This window comes from Streptomyces sp. ALI-76-A (genome assembly GCF_030287445.1).
GTDB lineage: Bacteria > Actinomycetota > Actinomycetes > Streptomycetales > Streptomycetaceae > Streptomyces.
In genome coordinates this window covers 2801315-2817168 of the sequence record NZ_JASVWB010000002.1, presented here as the reverse complement: position 1 = coordinate 2817168, position 15854 = coordinate 2801315, and the positions used below count along the sequence as shown (strand labels likewise).

Here is a 15854-nt window from a genome sequence, read left to right as displayed (position 1 = left end):
ACCGTTGGCAGACGTGAACACCCTCGACCGCGCCCGGCGCCACGTGAAGGCGCACCCCATGGCGCTGGACGCGGCCCTGGCGGCCGGCGTCCTGTCCTGCATGGTGGCCGGCTCGTTCGTGGACCCGCACGGAGATCGCGGCGTCAGCTGGGTCCTGCGCACCCCCGACCCCCTCAGCCTGGTCCTCATCGCCCTCGGCTCCGCCGCCCTCGTGTTCCGCCGCCGCGCCCCCCTGACCGTCCTCGCGCTCACCGGCACCTTCTCCCTCGTCGAGGCCGTCACCGGCGACCCCCGCGCCCCCGTCGCCATGTCCGCGGTCATCGCGCTCTACACCGTCGCCGCCGCCACCGACCGCCCCACCACCTGGCGGGCCGGCCTGCTCACCATGACCGTCCTCACCGGCGCCTCCATGCTCGCCGGCCCCCTCCCGTGGTACGCCCAGGAGAACCTGGCGATCCTGGCGTGGACCGGGATCGGCGCCACCGCGGGCGACGCGGTCCGCAGCCGCCGCGCCTTCATCCACGCCATCCGGGAGCGCGCCGAGCGGGCCGAGCGCACCCGCGAGGAGGAGGCACGGCGCCGGGTCGCCGAGGAACGCCTGCGCATCGCCCGCGACCTGCACGACGTCGTCGCCCACCACATCGCCCTGGTCAACGTCCAGGCCGGAGTCGCCGCCCACGTCATGGACAAGCGGCCCGACCAGGCCAAGGAGGCCCTGTCCCACGTACGGGAGGCCAGCCGCTCGGCGCTGAACGAACTGCGCGCCACCGTCGGGCTGCTTCGGCAGTCCGGCGACCCGGAGGCGCCCACCGAGCCCGCCCCCGGCCTGGACCGGCTCGACGAACTCGTCGGCACCTTCCGCAGCGCCGGACTGCATGTCGAGGTGGCCCGCGCCGACGCCGGCACCACCCTGCCCGCCGCCGTCGGACTGGCCGCCTACCGCGTCATCCAGGAGGCCCTCACCAACGTCCAGAAGCACGCCGGGACGGAGGCGAAGGCCGAGGTCAGCGTCGTACGCGTGGGACCGAACATCGAGATCACCGTCCTCGACAACGGCTCCGGCGAGGACGAGGTCCCGCCGGCCGACGGCGGGCACGGCCTGCTCGGCATGCGTGAACGTGTGACCGCCCTGCGTGGCACCCTCACCACCGGTCCCCGCTACGGCGGCGGCTTCCGGGTCCATGCGATCCTGCCGATCAAGGCCCGCACCGCCGTCACCGCAAAGCCGGGGGAGCCCGTATGACCATCCGTGTCCTGCTCGCCGACGACCAGGCCCTGCTGCGCAGCGCCTTCCGCGTGCTCGTCGACTCCGAGCCCGACATGGAGGTGGTGGGCGAGGCGTCGGACGGTGCGGAGGCGGTGCGGCTGACCCGGGAGCGGCGGGCCGACGTCGTACTGATGGACATCCGGATGCCCGGGACCGACGGTCTCGCCGCGACCCGGATGATCAGCGCGGACTCCTCCCTCGCCCATGTGCGCGTGGTCATCCTGACCACCTTCGAGGTCGACGACTACGTGGTGCGGTCGTTGCGCGCGGGCGCCTCCGGCTTCCTCGGCAAGGGCAGCGAACCCGAGGAACTCCTCGCCGCCATCAGGGTCGCGGCCGGTGGCGAGGCGCTGCTGTCCCCGGCCGCCACCAAGGGCCTGATCGCCCGGTTCCTCGCGCAGGGTGACACGGCGGACGACGACCCCGCCCGCGCGCAGCGCCTGGCGGCGCTCACCGTGCGGGAGCGCGAGGTGCTGGTGCAGGTCGCCGGAGGACACTCCAACGACGAGATAGCCGAGCGGCTGGAGGTCAGTCCGCTCACCGTGAAGACGCACGTCAACCGGGCCATGGCCAAGCTGGGCGCACGGGACCGGGCCCAACTGGTGGTGATCGCGTACGAGTCGGGGCTGGTCCGCCCGCGGGCGGAGTGACCCGGGCCCGGCCGCATGCCGGGAGGGCGCCGTGGCCGCGCCCCGTGGCACGGACCGGACCCCGGCGCCCGGCTCCGCCGCCGTCCCGCTGCGTATCCTGTGCCCTGGCCTCGAACGGCTTTACGGGGGAAGGGGTTTCGGACGGTGCCACTGCACAGGGACGACCCGAGATCGGTCGGCGGGTACAGGCTGGTGGACCGGCTCGGCGCCGGGGGCATGGGAGCCGTGTACCGCGCCAGATCGCGCTCGGGCCGTGAGGTCGCCGTCAAGGTGGTGCACGCCCAGTACGCCGAGGACGCCGTCTTCCGGGCCCGGTTCCGGCAGGAGATCGAGGCCGTCCGCAAGGTGAGCGGTGTCTTCACCGCACCGGTGGTGGACGCCGACCCGGAGGCGCCGCGGCCGTGGATGGCGACCCAGTACGTGCCCGGCCGTTCGCTCGCCGAGCGGATCCGCGACCGGGGCGCGCTCCGCGGCGGCGAACTGCGGCGACTGGCGCTGGGGCTGGTGGAGGCGCTGCGGGACATCCACCGGGCCGGCGTGGTGCACCGGGACCTGAAACCGGCCAACGTCCTGATGGCCGAGGACGGTCCCCGCGTCATCGACTTCGGCATCTCCCGCGCGGCGGAGAACCACCTCACTCTCACCGAGACCGGCCAGATGATCGGCACCCCGCCGTTCATGTCCCCGGAGCAGCTCACCGACGCCCGCACGGTCGGTCCGGCCTCGGACGTCTTCTCCCTCGGCGCGCTGCTGGTCTACGCCACGACCGGGCGCGGGCCCTTCGACGCCGACAGCCCCTATCTGACGGCCTACCGGGTGGTCCACGACCAGCCCGTGCTGGAGGGGATCGGGCAGCCGTTGCGCGGCGTCCTGGAGCGCTGTCTGGCCAAGGAGGCCGCTGTCCGGCCCGGACTGGAGGAACTGGCCCGGGAGTTCGCCAGAGCCCTGCCGGAGACGGACGCGGGCGACGCGCAGACCGTCACGCTGCGCTCGGGCACCCCGGTCACCGGGCGGGAACACCCCGGGGCGGGCGCCGGCCCGGTGAGCGACGGCCGGCCCGGCCGGCGACGCGGTCGCCTCCGCCCGCTGTGGGCCGCCACCGGCACGGTCGGCGCGCTGGTCCTCGGGCTGACGGCCTATCTGCTGGTCGGCCCGGAGCGGGCGCAGGGCGGGGCCGGCGCTCCGCCGGACGGCTGGCGGCCCTGGCGGACGACGATGCACGAGACCGCCGCGCACGGGGCGAGGACCTCACTGAAAGGGGGCGGCGCGACCGACATCGGGCCGGACTGCCAGGCGTACGAGGGTGCCGTCTACTGCGGCGGCGAGGGGGTTCTTCCGGTGCGCCTGAACGGCCTGACCGGCGAGACCGTCTGGCGCGCCGCGATCGCACCGTCCGGCGCCACCAGGGAGTCGTACTCCACCGTTCTCCTGGGGGTGCGCGACGGGACGATGGTCGTCCAGCAGGTCCTCTCCAGCGACACCGACGCGGTCAGCGTGGTGGCCCTCGACACCAGGAGCGGCGCGCGGCTGTGGACCCGCCCGGTTCCCGAGACGACCGGCGACACGTTCTTCTCGGGCGACCTGGTCGTGATCCCGAACGCCGACGGCCGGTCGGTGACCGCCCGTTCCGCCCGGACCGGCGCCGGGCGCTGGACGGCCCCCCTGCCCGCGGGCCACTACTGCGGGTTCGTCGAGGCGGGCGGCACGCTGTACGCGCAGTGCATCCCCGAGGAGAACGAGCCCAAGGACTCCGTGGTGCTCGCGTTCGACGCGGCGGACGGCTCGACGAGGCGGCTGGCGGCCCCGTACAACAGCGGCCTCGCCGGCACCTTCGACGGCCGGCTGCTGTTCCTGGTGTGGGGCGGGAACGACGAGAACGCGCCGGACGTCCCGTACGTCCGGATCGAGCTGGTGGACCCGCGCACCGGCGCCCGCGACACCACGAAGCTGACCAAGGAGTACGTGGGCGAGGTGACGCTGGCGGACGGCACGCTCTGGTTCGCCTCGTCCAGTGGCGAGGTGACCGCCGTGTCGCCCCGCACGGGAAAGCCGCTGTGGCGGACCCGGACCAGCCTGGAACAGCCCGGTGAGGTCCGGTACGACCGGCGGACCCGTGCCCTGTACGTGGCCAGCGGCAGTGGGCGGGTGGCGGCCCTCGACCGGGCGGGGACGCTGCTGTGGGAGACGCTGCCCCGTGTCGAGCGGGCGTCCGGCGGCTGGGTCGAGCACTCGCTGCTGCTCCAGGACGGCGCGCTGGTGGTGGTCACCCCCGACGGCACCGTCTTCAGCCTCGACCCCGCCGACCCCGAGCGGAGACCCGCCTCGGGGTGAGCGGGGCCGGGGACCCGGCCACGGCGGGCCGGGTCATGGCGGAGCCGGGTCATGGCGGACCCGGCTACGGCAGCGCCAGCATCCGCTCCAGCGCCAGCTTGGCGAACGCCTCGGTCTCCCGGTCGACCTCGATGCGGTTGACCAGGTTGCCCTCGGCGAGGGACTCCAGGGTCCACACCAGGTGCGGCAGGTCGATGCGGTTCATCGTCGAGCAGAAGCAGACCGTCTTGTCGAGGAAGACGATCTCCTTGCCCTCGGGCGCGAAGCGGTTCGCCAGCCGGCGGACCAGGTTCAGCTCCGTGCCGATGGCCCACTTGGAACCGGCCGGGGCCGCCTCCAGCGCCTTGATGATGTACTCGGTCGAGCCGACGTAGTCCGCCGCCGCCACGACCTCGTGCCTGCACTCCGGGTGGACCAGGACGTTCACGCCCGGGATGCGCTCGCGCACGTCCCGCACCGACTCCAGGCTGAAGCGGCCGTGCACCGAGCAGTGCCCCCGCCACAGGATCATCTTCGCGGCGCGCAGCTGCTCGGCGGTCAGGCCGCCGTTCGGCTTGTGCGGGTTGTACAGGACGCAGTCGTCCAGCGACAGGCCCAGGTCGCGGACCGCGGTGTTGCGGCCCAGGTGCTGGTCCGGCAGGAACAGGACCTTCTCGCCCTGCTCGAAGGCCCACTCCAGGGCCCGCTGCGCGTTGGACGACGTGCAGATGGTGCCGCCGTGCCTGCCCGTGAACGCCTTGATGTCCGCGGACGAGTTCATGTACGAGACGGGCACGACCTGCTCGGCCACGCCAGCCTCGGTCAGCACGTCCCAGCACTCGGCGACCTGCTCGGCCGTCGCCATGTCGGCCATCGAACAGCCGGCCGCGAGGTCGGGCAGGACCACCTTCTGGTCGTCGGAGGTCAGGATGTCCGCGGACTCCGCCATGAAGTGCACACCGCAGAACACGATGTACTCGGCCTCCGGGCGCGCGGCGGCGTCCCGGGCCAGCTTGAACGAGTCACCCGTGACGTCGGCGAATTGGATGACCTCGTCGCGCTGGTAGTGGTGGCCGAGCACGAACACCTTGTCGCCGAGCTTCTCCTTGGCGGCGCGGGCGCGCTCGACGAGGTCCGGGTCGGACGGCGAGGGCAGGTCGCCGGGACATTCGACACCCCGCTCACTCCTCGGGTCGGCCTCACGGCCGAGGAGCAGCAGGGCGAGAGGAGACGGCTGTACGTCGAGCTCCGGGGGCTGGGCGGTGGTCACGACACGCACCCTTTCTACTTTTCGTCGAACTGACGCTATCTATCATAACCCGCTTCACGTCACTTTGACGATGGTCATAGCGTCGATGTGACATGAATCCCGGAACCGCCCAGGAGGGCGCTGTTCGCTTCTGCGTGCGTGTGCGAGCATGAAAGGGAGAAGAGGCGAAGAACCTCGAGAAGAGGGAACACGAGTCCCCGGCCCCGGAATGAATCCGCGGCCCCGTCGGTTGCAACCGTCGGCAAGCAGTCTCCGTACAACCCGGGAGAGATGTAGATGTCCGTATCGGACGAGACCAGCACCGTCACCGACGGCATCATCCTGTCCGACGCCGCCGCGGCGAAGGTCAAGGCCCTGCTCGACCAGGAAGGCCGTGACGATCTGGCGCTGCGCGTCGCCGTTCAGCCCGGCGGCTGCTCCGGCCTGCGCTACCAGCTCTTCTTCGACGAGCGTTCCCTGGACGGCGACGTGGTCAAGGACTTCGACGGCGTCAAGGTCGTCACCGACCGGATGAGCGCCCCGTACCTGGGTGGCGCGTCCATCGACTTCGTCGACACCATCGAGAAGCAGGGCTTCACGATCGACAACCCGAACGCGACCGGCTCCTGCGCCTGCGGCGACTCCTTCAGCTGAGCCCAGCGCGGTCACCGGCCGGCCGGTGACCGCACAGCGAGAAGGCGGCGACCCCCTCCGACAGGGTCGCCGCCTTCTCGCGTGCCCGGGACCGGGCCGTCAGGTCCCGCCCCGGACGGCTCGCGGGGTCACCGCGCCCCGGACGTCTCCGGCAGCCGGGCGCCCGGCTTCTCCACCGGGATCTCCTCGCCGTCCGAGCCCACCACGGTCCGGGCGCCGAGCGGCTCGTCCAGCGGCACGGTCTGGTACTGCACCTTGGCGATCGCGATGCAGACCTTGCCCTTCCACGGGGTCTCGGTCACCGTCACGGTCACCTTGTCCCCGCTCTCCGTCACGGTCGCCCGGTAGTCGCCGCACACCCCGCCGGTGTAGCTCACGGTCAGCTCCCGCCCCTCCGCCGTGTAGCCGTCCACCTTGACGTTCCGCGTGGCCGGTGCCGCCGTCGGCTGGTCACCGGGCGCGGTCGGTCCCGTGGTCGGCGAGGCCGGCCCGGCGGACGGCGTGGGCGAGGTCACGAACGCCGGGTCGACCGCCGGATACGTCACCGTGAAGTCGTTCCGGGCCCCGGCCGCCCGCACGTCGAACAGCCAGGACGGCACCAGCGTCTGCCGTCCGTCCACCAGATGCGGAGCCAGCCCGAACACCGCCTTCTCGACGGTGAGCGCCTCCTTCTCCGTGGTGGCACCGGCGGAGTACTCGCAGGGCGCCTCGCCCTGGTCGTCGAGCGGTACGGACGTGGCGCAGGCGCCGACGCCCGCGCGGAGCCGGGCCCCGGGCGACGCGTTCATACGGGCCAGCGTCTCCTCGGCGCCCAGGACGGGATACGTGTCCCCCTTCACCGGTGCCTTCAGCTGCCCGTTGCCGGCCACCACGTCGCCCTGCGAGCCGACGGTGACCCCCGTCGTCCAGCCGTACGTCGGCAGCTCGCCGACGACCGGTTCGGCGTTCACGATCCGGTGGGCGCCCACGGCCTGGCTCGCGTCCAGCTTCGTGTCGTCCTGACCCACCGCCTTCAGGACCGGTGCCGCCGCCTTCTTCGCGGCCGCCTCGCTCACCGGGGCGCCGCCCGGGTCGGCGGGGGTCCGCGCGCACACGGTCTCGCTCCGGCAGGGCTCGGCGCCGGGGGCGTAGCGGTGGAAGGTCCAGGTGCCCGGCGCCCGCGCGTTCACCCGCAGACTCGGTCCCGCGCCGTCCTTCGCCCCGACCGTCCAGGACGACCCCTCGGCCACGGGCGTCCCGTCGACGCCGAGCGCGTCGGCGAGCCCGGCCACCTCGTCCTTCGTCACCTCGCCCCGCGTCCGGTACACGGGCGCCGAGTCGGGGCCCTCCGGGAGCGGGCCGGCGGCACGGTAGGTGACGCCGTGGGGGTCGGGCTCGCCGGGCGCGACGCCGTTCTCGCCGCCGCTGTCGGCGTAGCCCTCCAGGGCGAGCGGCGGGGGAGTCCCGTCACCGGACGCCCCGGTCGTCGAACGCCCGCCCGAGCCCGCCGAACCGTCGGCCGCGGTCGTCGCGAAGTACGCCCCACCGCCCCCGACGAGCAGCACGGCGGCGGCCACGGAGACGACGACGGCGGGAGAGCGCCGCCGGGCCACGCGCATGCCGTCGGTCTCCTCGGCGTGCTCGGCCTCCTCGCCGTCCCGCTCCCGGCGGATCACGGCACCATGCGCGGTGAGGGGCTGTTCGTCGGGCGTGGCGTCGGACGCGGTGAGGGGCTGTTCGTCGGGCGTGGCGTCGGACGCGGTGACGGGCTGTTCGTCGGGCGTGGCGTCGGCGCTCGCAGCGGCTTCGGCGGGGCCGGGCGTACCGGCATCCCCGTCCACACCGTCGGGCGTCTCGTCGGTGTCGGGGGCCTCTCCGCCCTTGGACACCGCTACGGGCTCGTCCACGGGCCCGCCGCTCTCCTCGGCGCCGGACACGTCCTCGCCGTCGGCGACCTCCCGCGTCCCGGGCTCCTCCTCGACGCCGGACGCCTCCCCGGCCCCGGACGCCCCGGTAGAGGAGGCGTCCCGCTCCTCCGGGGCGTCTGCCGTCTCCGCGGCGCCCTGCTCCTCGACGGAGCCACCGGCGCCCCGCTCCTCCACGGAGCCGTCGGCGTCGTCGTTGTCGGGTCGCTCGGTGTTCACCGCATCGCTCCTTCGGCTGCGCTTCTGTCCCATGACCCGGACCCGACCGCGTCAAAAGGTCGGCTACGGGTCGTATCCCGCATCCCCTTTACGGGGGACAGCGATGGGACGCAGCGGGGGAGCGCGCGGTTCCCCGAAGAGCGCCTCCTCAGTCGCCGTACTCCGACATCGCGTCCAGCAGCCGCGCCGACGCGGGCGGCACGCTCACGCCGTGGATGCGCGACGGGGACACCGGACGGGCGGCGATCCGGTCGGGAACCGACCAGTGCGGTGCCATCCGGGCGCAGTCGCCGCGCAGGGACGCCAGGTCGACCTCCAGGTCGGCCGGAGTGGGAAGGTGGCGTTCGAGGTTCGTCATAACCGCACCGTAAGCACGGTCGGGCCTGCGAAGAAAGATCTACTATCGGGTAGTTTCAGCGGCTTCAGCGGGCCCTGGGGACCCGGTAGCGTTAGCCGTCAATCCGCCTCCCTCCAGGAGAGTCAACGCCGTGCGCATCGCAGTCACCGGCTCCATCGCCACCGACCACCTCATGACCTTCCCCGGCCGCTTCGCCGACCAGCTCGTCGCGGACCAACTGCACACGGTCTCGCTCTCCTTCCTGGTCGACAACCTCGACGTCCGCCGGGGCGGCGTCGGCGCGAACATCGCCTTCGGTATGGGCCAGCTCGGCACCAGGCCGATCCTGGCCGGCGCCGCGGGGTTCGACTTCGACGAGTACCGCGCCTGGCTGGAGCGGCACGGCGTCGACACGGTCTCCGTGCGCATCTCCGAGACGCTGCACACCGCCCGCTTCGTCTGCACCACCGACGCCGACCACAACCAGATCGGCTCCTTCTACACGGGCGCGATGAGTGAGGCCCGCCAGATCGAGCTGAAGACCGTCGCCGACCGCGTGGGCGGCCTCGACCTGGTGCTGATCGGCGCCGACGACCCCGAGGCGATGCTCCGCCACACCGAGGAGTGCCGCTCCCGCTCCATCCCGTTCGCCGCCGACTTCTCCCAGCAGATCGCCCGGATGAACGGCGACGAGATCCGGATCCTGCTGGACGGGGCCACGTACCTCTTCTCGAACGAGTACGAGAAGGGGCTCATCGAGTCGAAGACGGGCTGGACCGACGCCGAGATCCTCGCCAGGGTCGGCCACCGGGTCACGACGCTCGGCGCCCAGGGTGTGCGCATCGAGCGGGTGGGCGAAGAGGCGATCGAGGTCGGCTGCCCCGAGGAGGAGCGCAAGGCCGACCCCACCGGCGTCGGCGACGCCTTCCGCGCCGGCTTCCTGTCCGGCCTCGCCTGGGGCGTCTCCCTGGAGCGCGCCGCCCAGGTCGGCTGCATGCTCGCCACGCTCGTCATCGAGACGGTCGGCACCCAGGAGTACCAGTTGCACCGCGCCCACTTCATGGACCGTTTCACCAAGGCCTACGGCCATGAGGCCGCCGCCGAGGTCCAGGCGCACCTCGGATAGCTACACCACCCGGCGGACCACGTACGCGGTTCCGTGGTCCGCCGGCTCCTCGCCCACGTACTCCTGCCCCCGCATCTCGCACCACGCCGGGATGTCCAGCCGCGCCGCCTCGTCGTCGGCGAGCACCCGGACCGTGCCGCCCACCGGCACGTCGCCGATGACCTTCGCCAGCTCGATCACCGGGATCGGGCACCGCCTGCCGACGGCGTCCACGACCAGCGCGTCGTCCCGTACGACCGCCTGCGCGACCGGTGCCCCCAGCTTCTCCCGCACCCCGGCCACCGCCCCCGGCAGCACCTCGAGGAACCGCTCGACGTCCGCCGCGGCAGTCCCCGGCGGCAACGACACCCGCACGTTCCCCTCACTCAGCACCCCCATCGCCCTCAGCACATGGCTGGGCGTCAGCGTGCTGCTGGTGCAGGACGAGCCGGACGAGACGGAGAAACCGGCCCGGTCCAGTTCGTGCAGCAGTGTCTCCCCGTCGACATAGAGACAGGAGAAGGTGACGACCCCGGGCAGTCGCCGCTCCGGGTCCCCGACCACCTCCACATCCGCGACCAGCTCCGGGACCCGCGCCCGGATCCGCTCCGTCAGCTCCCGCAGCCGTACCGCCTCGCGTGCCGCCTCGGCCCGTACCGCCCGCAGCGAGGCCGCCGCCGCCACGATCGCCGGAATGTTCTCGAACCCGGCCGCCCGCCCCGACTCCCGCTCGTCCAGGGGTCCTTGCGGGGCGAACCGCACGCCTTTGCGTACGACCAGCAGGCCGACCCCCGACGGGCCGCCCCACTTGTGGGCACTCGCGGCCAGCAGGGACCAGTCCCCCTCGACCCGGCCCCACCCCAGCGACTGCGCCGCGTCCACCAGCAACGGCACCCCGGCCGCCCGGCACCCGGCGGCCACCTCGGCCACCGGCTGGGCGGTCCCCACCTCGTGGTTGGCCGACTGCAGACAGGCCAGCGCGGTGTCCGGCCGGAGTTCGGCCACGTACGCCGACGCGTCCACCGCTCCCGCCCGGTCGACGGCCACGTGGGTGACCGTCCCGCCGCCCGCCCGGTGCGCGTCGGCGGCATGAAGGACGGAAGAGTGTTCGACGGATGAGGCGATCAGGTGGCGCCCGGTGCGACGGCGTCCGGCCAGAGCGCCGGCGACTCCCGCGTGCACGGCGTGCGTTCCGGAGGACGTGAAGGCCAGCTCGGCCGGACGGCACCCCACGGCCTCGGCCGCCGCTTCCCGCGCCGCGTCCAGCAACATGCGGGCCCTGCGCCCCTCCTTGTACAGACGTACGGAATCGGCCCATCCCTCGTCGAGAGAGGCCAGCAGCGCCTGCCGGGCGACGGGATGAAGGGGAACCGCGGAAGCGGCGTCGAAGTAGGCCACACGGCAACGTTAAGGCGTGCCCAAGCTGTCAAGGGGCGCGGGGAACCGCGCGATCAGCCACAAACGACCCGCAGCCGCCATCTCGGCTAACCCACGGAGTGACTAGGCACCCCTCCTCGCGAACCCTCGGAGCGCGTCGGCTAGGGTTTGGTCCGCATAAACATCCAAACCCCTGCCCGACGCAGGGCGGCGACCGACCAGCGAGAAGGCCGCAGCTCAACCGCGCGGGCGAGACTCTCGGGAAGGCGCTACGTGAGTCCCAACGGCTCCGACCGCTCGCCGCGGCGCCCGATGCGGCGGAAGCTGCTGCAGGCACTGACCGCGGGCCTGGTCCTGGCGACCGCAACCGGTTGCACATACGAGGACTTCCCCCGCCTTGGCATGCCCACCCCGACCACGGAAGAGGCTCCGCGGATCCTCTCCCTGTGGCAGGGCTCATGGGCTGCCGCGCTCGCCGTCGGCGTGCTGGTGTGGGGCCTCATCCTGTGGAGCGCGATCTTCCACCGGCGCAGCCGGACCAAGGTCGAAGTCCCTCCGCAGACCCGGTACAACATGCCCATCGAGGCGCTGTACACGGTGGTCCCGCTCATCATCGTCTCAGTCCTCTTCTACTTCACGGCTCGTGACGAGTCGAAGCTCCTCACCCTCAAGGAGGAGCCCGACGTCACGATCAACGTCGTGGGCTATCAGTGGAGCTGGGCGTTCAACTACATCGAGTCCGTCGACGGTTCCTCCGGGGACGCCAAGACCGACAAGAACCTGGACGCGATTCCGAACCGGTACAAGGACGACTTCCCGGCGAGCGCCGGCGGCGTCTACGACGTCGGCACGCCCGGCACCCGGAACCCGCAGACCGGCAACCCCGGCCCGACCCTCTGGCTCCCCAAGGGCAAGACGGTCCGCTTCGTCCTCACCTCGCGTGACGTCATCCACTCCTTCTGGGTGGTGCCGTTCCTGATGAAGCAGGACGTCATCCCGGGCCACACCAACGCCTTCGAGGTGACTCCCAACAAGGAGGGCACCTTCATGGGCAAGTGCGCCGAACTGTGCGGCGTCGACCACTCCCGGATGCTGTTCAACGTGAAGGTCGTCTCCCCCGAGCGTTACGAGCAGCACCTGAAGGACCTCGCCAAGAAGGGGCAGACCGGCTACGTTCCCGCCGGCATCGAGCAGACGAGCCCCGAGAAGAACCGGGAGTCGAACATCCTGTGAGCATCCTCAACGAACCCCAGGGTGCCGCGGCGGCAGGGTCCTACTACGAGGACGAGCTGCCGGTCCGGCGCCAGAACCGCGGCAGCGTCGTGATCAAGTGGCTGACGACCACGGATCACAAGACGATCGGGACGCTGTACCTGGTCACGTCGTTCGCGTTCTTCGTGATCGGCGGCGTGATGGCGCTGTTCATGCGTGCCGAGCTGGCCCGTCCGGGCCTGCAGATCATGTCGAACGAGCAGTTCAACCAGGCGTTCACGATGCACGGCACGATCATGCTGCTGATGTTCGCGACGCCGCTGTTCGCCGGCTTCACGAACTGGATCATGCCGCTCCAGATCGGCGCGCCGGACGTGGCCTTCCCCCGGCTGAACATGTTCGCCTACTGGCTGTACCTGTTCGGCTCGACGATCGCGGTGGGCGGCTTCCTCACCCCGCAGGGCGCGGCCGACTTCGGCTGGTTCGCCTACACGCCGCTGTCCGACGCGATCCGCTCGCCGGGTGTCGGCGCCGACATGTGGATCATGGGCCTGGCCTTCTCCGGCTTCGGCACCATCCTCGGCGCGGTCAACTTCATCACCACGATCATCTGCATGCGCGCCCCCGGCATGACGATGTTCCGCATGCCGATCTTCACCTGGAACGTGCTGCTGACCGCCGTTCTGGTCCTGCTGGCCTTCCCGGTGCTGGCGGCGGCGCTGTTCGCGCTGGAGGCGGATCGGAAGTTCGGCGCGCACATCTTCGATCCGGCCAACGGCGGAGCCCTGCTCTGGCAGCACCTCTTCTGGTTCTTCGGCCATCCAGAGGTGTACATCATCGCCCTGCCGTTCTTCGGGATCATCTCCGAGGTCATCCCGGTCTTCTCCCGCAAGCCGATGTTCGGCTACATGGGCCTGATCGCGGCGACCATCTCCATCGCGGGTCTGTCCGTGACGGTGTGGGCGCACCACATGTACGTCACCGGCGGTGTGCTGCTGCCGTTCTTCTCGTTCATGACGTTCCTGATCGCCGTGCCGACGGGCGTGAAGTTCTTCAACTGGATCGGCACGATGTGGAAGGGGTCCCTCAGCTTCGAGACCCCGATGCTCTGGGCCACCGGCTTCCTGATCACCTTCACCTTCGGTGGTCTGACGGGCGTGATCCTGGCCTCGCCGCCGATGGACTTCCACGTCTCCGACTCCTACTTCGTGGTGGCCCACTTCCACTACGTCGTCTTCGGCACCGTCGTGTTCGCGATGTTCTCCGGCTTCCACTTCTGGTGGCCGAAGTTCACCGGCAAGATGCTCGACGAACGCCTCGGCAAGATCACCTTCTGGACGCTGTTCATCGGCTTCCACGGCACCTTCCTGGTCCAGCACTGGCTGGGTGCCGAGGGCATGCCGCGCCGCTACGCGGACTACCTCGCGGCCGATGGCTTCACCGCCCTGAACACGGTCTCGACGATCAGTTCGTTCCTGCTCGGCCTGTCGATCCTGCCGTTCCTCTATAACGTGTGGAAGACGGCCAAGTACGGCAAGCCGGTCGGCGTCGACGACCCGTGGGGTTACGGACGTTCGCTGGAGTGGGCGACCTCGTGCCCGCCGCCCCGGCATAACTTCCTCACCCTGCCGCGCATCCGCAGCGAATCCCCGGCGTTCGACCTGCACCACCCGGAGATCGCCGCTCTCGACCAGCTCGAGAACGTGCACGGTGACAAGGCTCTGGCCGGCAACGGCGGCAAGGAGGCCGGCAAGTGAAGATCCAGGGCAGGATGTTCATCTGGCTGAGCGTCTTCATCCTCGTCATGGCGGTCGTCTACGGCTACTGGTCCAAGGAGCCGGCCGGTACCACGGCCCTCTTCCTGGCCTTCGGCCTGTCCATCATGATCGGCTTCTACCTGGGCTTCACGGCCAAGCGGGTGGACGCCGGCGCGCAGGACAACAAGGAGGCCGACGTCGCGGACGACGCCGGCGAGGTCGGGTTCTTCAGCCCGCACAGCTGGCAGCCGCTCTCCCTCGCGATCGGTGGCGCGCTGGCCTTCCTCGGCGTGGCGATCGGCTGGTGGCTGCTGTACTTCTCGGCGCCGCTGATCCTGATCGGCCTGTGGGGCTGGGTCTTCGAGTACTACCGCGGTGAGAACCGCACCCAGTAGCACGAGCCAGGCCCACCGGAACCCGGACACTCCGAAAGGAGCGTCCGGGTTCCTGCTTTTGCAGTACAACCGTTCCCTCGTCCGAGTCACCCACCGCGCCGCGCCCGGCCAGGCTTCCTAGCGTGAAGCCATGAGCCACGCACCCCGCACCCGTACCGTCGTCGGCTGCACGCTGCTGGTGATCGCCCTCGCAGGGGGCGTCACCGCCTGCGGCGGCGACGAGCATCCGCTGTCCGCCGAGCCGTACGACGCGGCGGACCAGATCGCCTTCAGGGGCCCCGTGGGCGACGGCGGGAAGGCCGATCCCGACAAGCCCCTGGAAGTCACCGCCGAGGACGACGACGGGCGTATCACGGACGTGACGGCCCGGGACGCCACGGGGCGCCATCTGGCGGGCGAACTCTCCGCCGACGGCACTCGCTGGCACAGCACCAGCCCGCTGGCCGCCGACGCCCGCTACACGGTCCGGGTGAGCACGGAGGACGAGGACGGCGCACCCGGCCGCAAGGTCCTCACCTTCGACACCGGCAGACCCGTCACCAAGAAGCGCCTGGACGTCACGTTCGGGCCGAAGGCGGGCGAGTACGGCGTCGGCCAGCCCATCACCGCCCGACTGAGCAGGCCGGTCAAGGACAAGGCGCAGCGGGCCGTGGTGGAGCGGGCCCTGAAGGTGGACTCCACGCCCGCCGTGGAGGGCGCCTGGCACTGGGTGGACGACAAGGAACTCCACTACCGCCCCAAGGAGTACTGGCCCGCCCACGCCACCGTCCGGGCCCGCAGCAACCTGGAGGGCATCAAGGTCAGCGACCGGCTGTGGGGCGGCCGGGCCAAGCCGCTCAAGCTGACCACGGGCGACCGCGTCATCGCGGTCACCGACGCCTCCTCGCACTCGATGACCGTCTACAAGAACGACGAGGTCATCAAGGAGATCCCGGTCACCACCGGCAAGCCCGGCTTCGAGACCCGCAACGGCGTCAAGGTGGTGCTCGGCAAGGAGTACTTCGTACGGATGCGCGGCACCAGCATCGGCATCGCCGAGGGCTCCGCGGAGTCGTACGACCTGCCGGTCTACTACGCCACCCGGGTGACCTGGAGCGGCGAATACGTGCACGCCGCCCCCTGGTCCGTCGGCTCCCAGGGCTCCGCCAACGTCAGCCACGGCTGCACCGGCATGAGCACCGGCAACGCCGAGTGGTTCTTCGACAACGTCCGCGAGGGCGATGTGGTCAAGGTCGTCAACTCGGACGGACACACGATGGAGACCTTCGGCAACGGCTTCGGCGACTGGAACCTCGACTGGCCCGAGTGGCGGGGCGGCAGCGCGCTGGTCGCCGGCGACCCGAAGGGGCCGAGCCCGTCCGAGCGGCCCAGGCTGCGGCCGGAGAGTGTCTAGGACGCGCTCGGCGACCGCCCGACAG

The 15854-nt window shown here is 71.3% G+C and carries 13 protein-coding genes; 9 read left to right on the top strand and 4 right to left on the bottom strand.

Features of this window, described 5'->3' with window-relative positions:
* The first annotated feature begins 13 nt into the window (after positions 1–13).
* The 3 genes from QQS16_RS13650 to QQS16_RS13640 all read left to right on the top strand — a co-directional run bounded on the left by QQS16_RS13650 (position 14) and on the right by QQS16_RS13640 (position 4248).
* Positions 14–1243 carry a sensor histidine kinase gene (locus QQS16_RS13650; protein ID WP_286061922.1) on the top strand — a complete coding sequence of 410 codons (1230 nt, stop codon included), beginning with the start codon at positions 14–16 and terminating at the stop codon, positions 1241–1243.
* Positions 1240–1917 (top strand): response regulator, encoded by a 678-nt coding sequence (locus QQS16_RS13645; protein WP_286061921.1) that lies wholly within the window; start codon positions 1240–1242, stop codon positions 1915–1917. Before QQS16_RS13650 ends, QQS16_RS13645 begins: the two co-directional genes overlap by 4 nt.
* Before the next feature lie 144 nt (positions 1918–2061).
* Positions 2062–4248, top strand: a complete 2187-nt coding sequence (locus tag QQS16_RS13640) for a serine/threonine-protein kinase (RefSeq protein ID WP_286061920.1) — start codon at positions 2062–2064, stop codon at positions 4246–4248.
* A gap of 64 nt (positions 4249–4312) precedes the next feature.
* Here the strand turns inward: QQS16_RS13640 and nadA are convergent, their stop codons facing one another.
* Complete coding sequence (nadA, locus tag QQS16_RS13635) at positions 4313–5497, bottom strand: quinolinate synthase NadA (RefSeq protein ID WP_286061919.1); 1185 nt, start codon at positions 5495–5497, stop codon at positions 4313–4315.
* 276 nt (positions 5498–5773) lie between these two features.
* Here nadA and QQS16_RS13630 point away from each other — a divergent pair, with 276 nt between their 5' ends.
* Positions 5774–6130: a HesB/IscA family protein gene (locus QQS16_RS13630; RefSeq protein WP_030794551.1), complete on the top strand. Its 357-nt coding sequence runs from the start codon at positions 5774–5776 to the stop codon at positions 6128–6130.
* A 128-nt stretch (positions 6131–6258) separates the two neighbouring features.
* Here the strand turns inward: QQS16_RS13630 and QQS16_RS13625 are convergent, their stop codons facing one another.
* Complete coding sequence (locus tag QQS16_RS13625; protein ID WP_353479726.1) at positions 6259–7728, bottom strand: hypothetical protein; 1470 nt, start codon at positions 7726–7728, stop codon at positions 6259–6261.
* Between the two features lie 673 nt (positions 7729–8401).
* Positions 8402–8611: a hypothetical protein gene (locus QQS16_RS13620; protein ID WP_286061917.1), complete on the bottom strand. Its 210-nt coding sequence runs from the start codon at positions 8609–8611 to the stop codon at positions 8402–8404.
* A 130-nt stretch (positions 8612–8741) separates the two neighbouring features.
* On the opposite strand from QQS16_RS13620, the gene QQS16_RS13615 reads away from it, so the two are divergent.
* The gene (locus QQS16_RS13615) at positions 8742–9716 is read left to right on the top strand and encodes a carbohydrate kinase family protein (RefSeq protein ID WP_286061916.1); all 975 of its coding nucleotides are present in this window, start codon (positions 8742–8744) and stop codon (positions 9714–9716) included.
* On the opposite strand, the gene QQS16_RS13610 is transcribed toward QQS16_RS13615, so the two are convergent.
* Positions 9717–11093, bottom strand: a complete 1377-nt coding sequence (locus QQS16_RS13610) for a cysteine desulfurase/sulfurtransferase TusA family protein (protein WP_286061915.1) — start codon at positions 11091–11093, stop codon at positions 9717–9719.
* 252 nt (positions 11094–11345) lie between these two features.
* On the opposite strand from QQS16_RS13610, the gene ctaC reads away from it, so the two are divergent.
* From ctaC to QQS16_RS13590, 4 genes are all read left to right on the top strand, one after another.
* Positions 11346–12305, top strand: coding sequence for an aa3-type cytochrome oxidase subunit II (gene ctaC, locus QQS16_RS13605; RefSeq protein ID WP_286061914.1), 960 nt, complete (start codon positions 11346–11348; stop codon positions 12303–12305).
* Entirely contained in the window at positions 12302–14041 is a 1740-nt protein-coding gene (gene ctaD / locus QQS16_RS13600) for an aa3-type cytochrome oxidase subunit I (protein WP_286061913.1), read from the top strand. The genes ctaC and ctaD overlap by 4 nt, the downstream gene beginning before the upstream one ends.
* Positions 14038–14436 carry a cytochrome c oxidase subunit 4 gene (locus QQS16_RS13595; RefSeq protein ID WP_286061912.1) on the top strand — a complete coding sequence of 133 codons (399 nt, stop codon included), beginning with the start codon at positions 14038–14040 and terminating at the stop codon, positions 14434–14436. The genes ctaD and QQS16_RS13595 overlap by 4 nt, the downstream gene beginning before the upstream one ends.
* Before the next feature lie 130 nt (positions 14437–14566).
* Positions 14567–15829: a L,D-transpeptidase gene (locus QQS16_RS13590; RefSeq protein ID WP_286061911.1), complete on the top strand. Its 1263-nt coding sequence runs from the start codon at positions 14567–14569 to the stop codon at positions 15827–15829.
* Positions 15830–15854: the final 25 nt, after the last annotated feature.

Bases quoted from the DNA above. Each gene is read 5' to 3' on its own strand.
- QQS16_RS13645 (WP_286061921.1), top strand. From the start codon at position 1,240: ATGACCATCCGTGTCCTGCTCGCCGACGACCAGGCCCTGCTGCGCAGC.
- QQS16_RS13625 (WP_353479726.1), bottom strand. From the start codon at position 7,728: ATGCGCGTGGCCCGGCGGCGCTCTCCCGCCGTCGTCGTCTCCGTGGCC.
- QQS16_RS13630 (WP_030794551.1), top strand. From the start codon at position 5,774: ATGTCCGTATCGGACGAGACCAGCACCGTCACCGACGGCATCATCCTG.
- QQS16_RS13620 (WP_286061917.1), bottom strand. From the start codon at position 8,611: ATGACGAACCTCGAACGCCACCTTCCCACTCCGGCCGACCTGGAGGTC.
- QQS16_RS13590 (WP_286061911.1), top strand. From the start codon at position 14,567: ATGAGCCACGCACCCCGCACCCGTACCGTCGTCGGCTGCACGCTGCTG.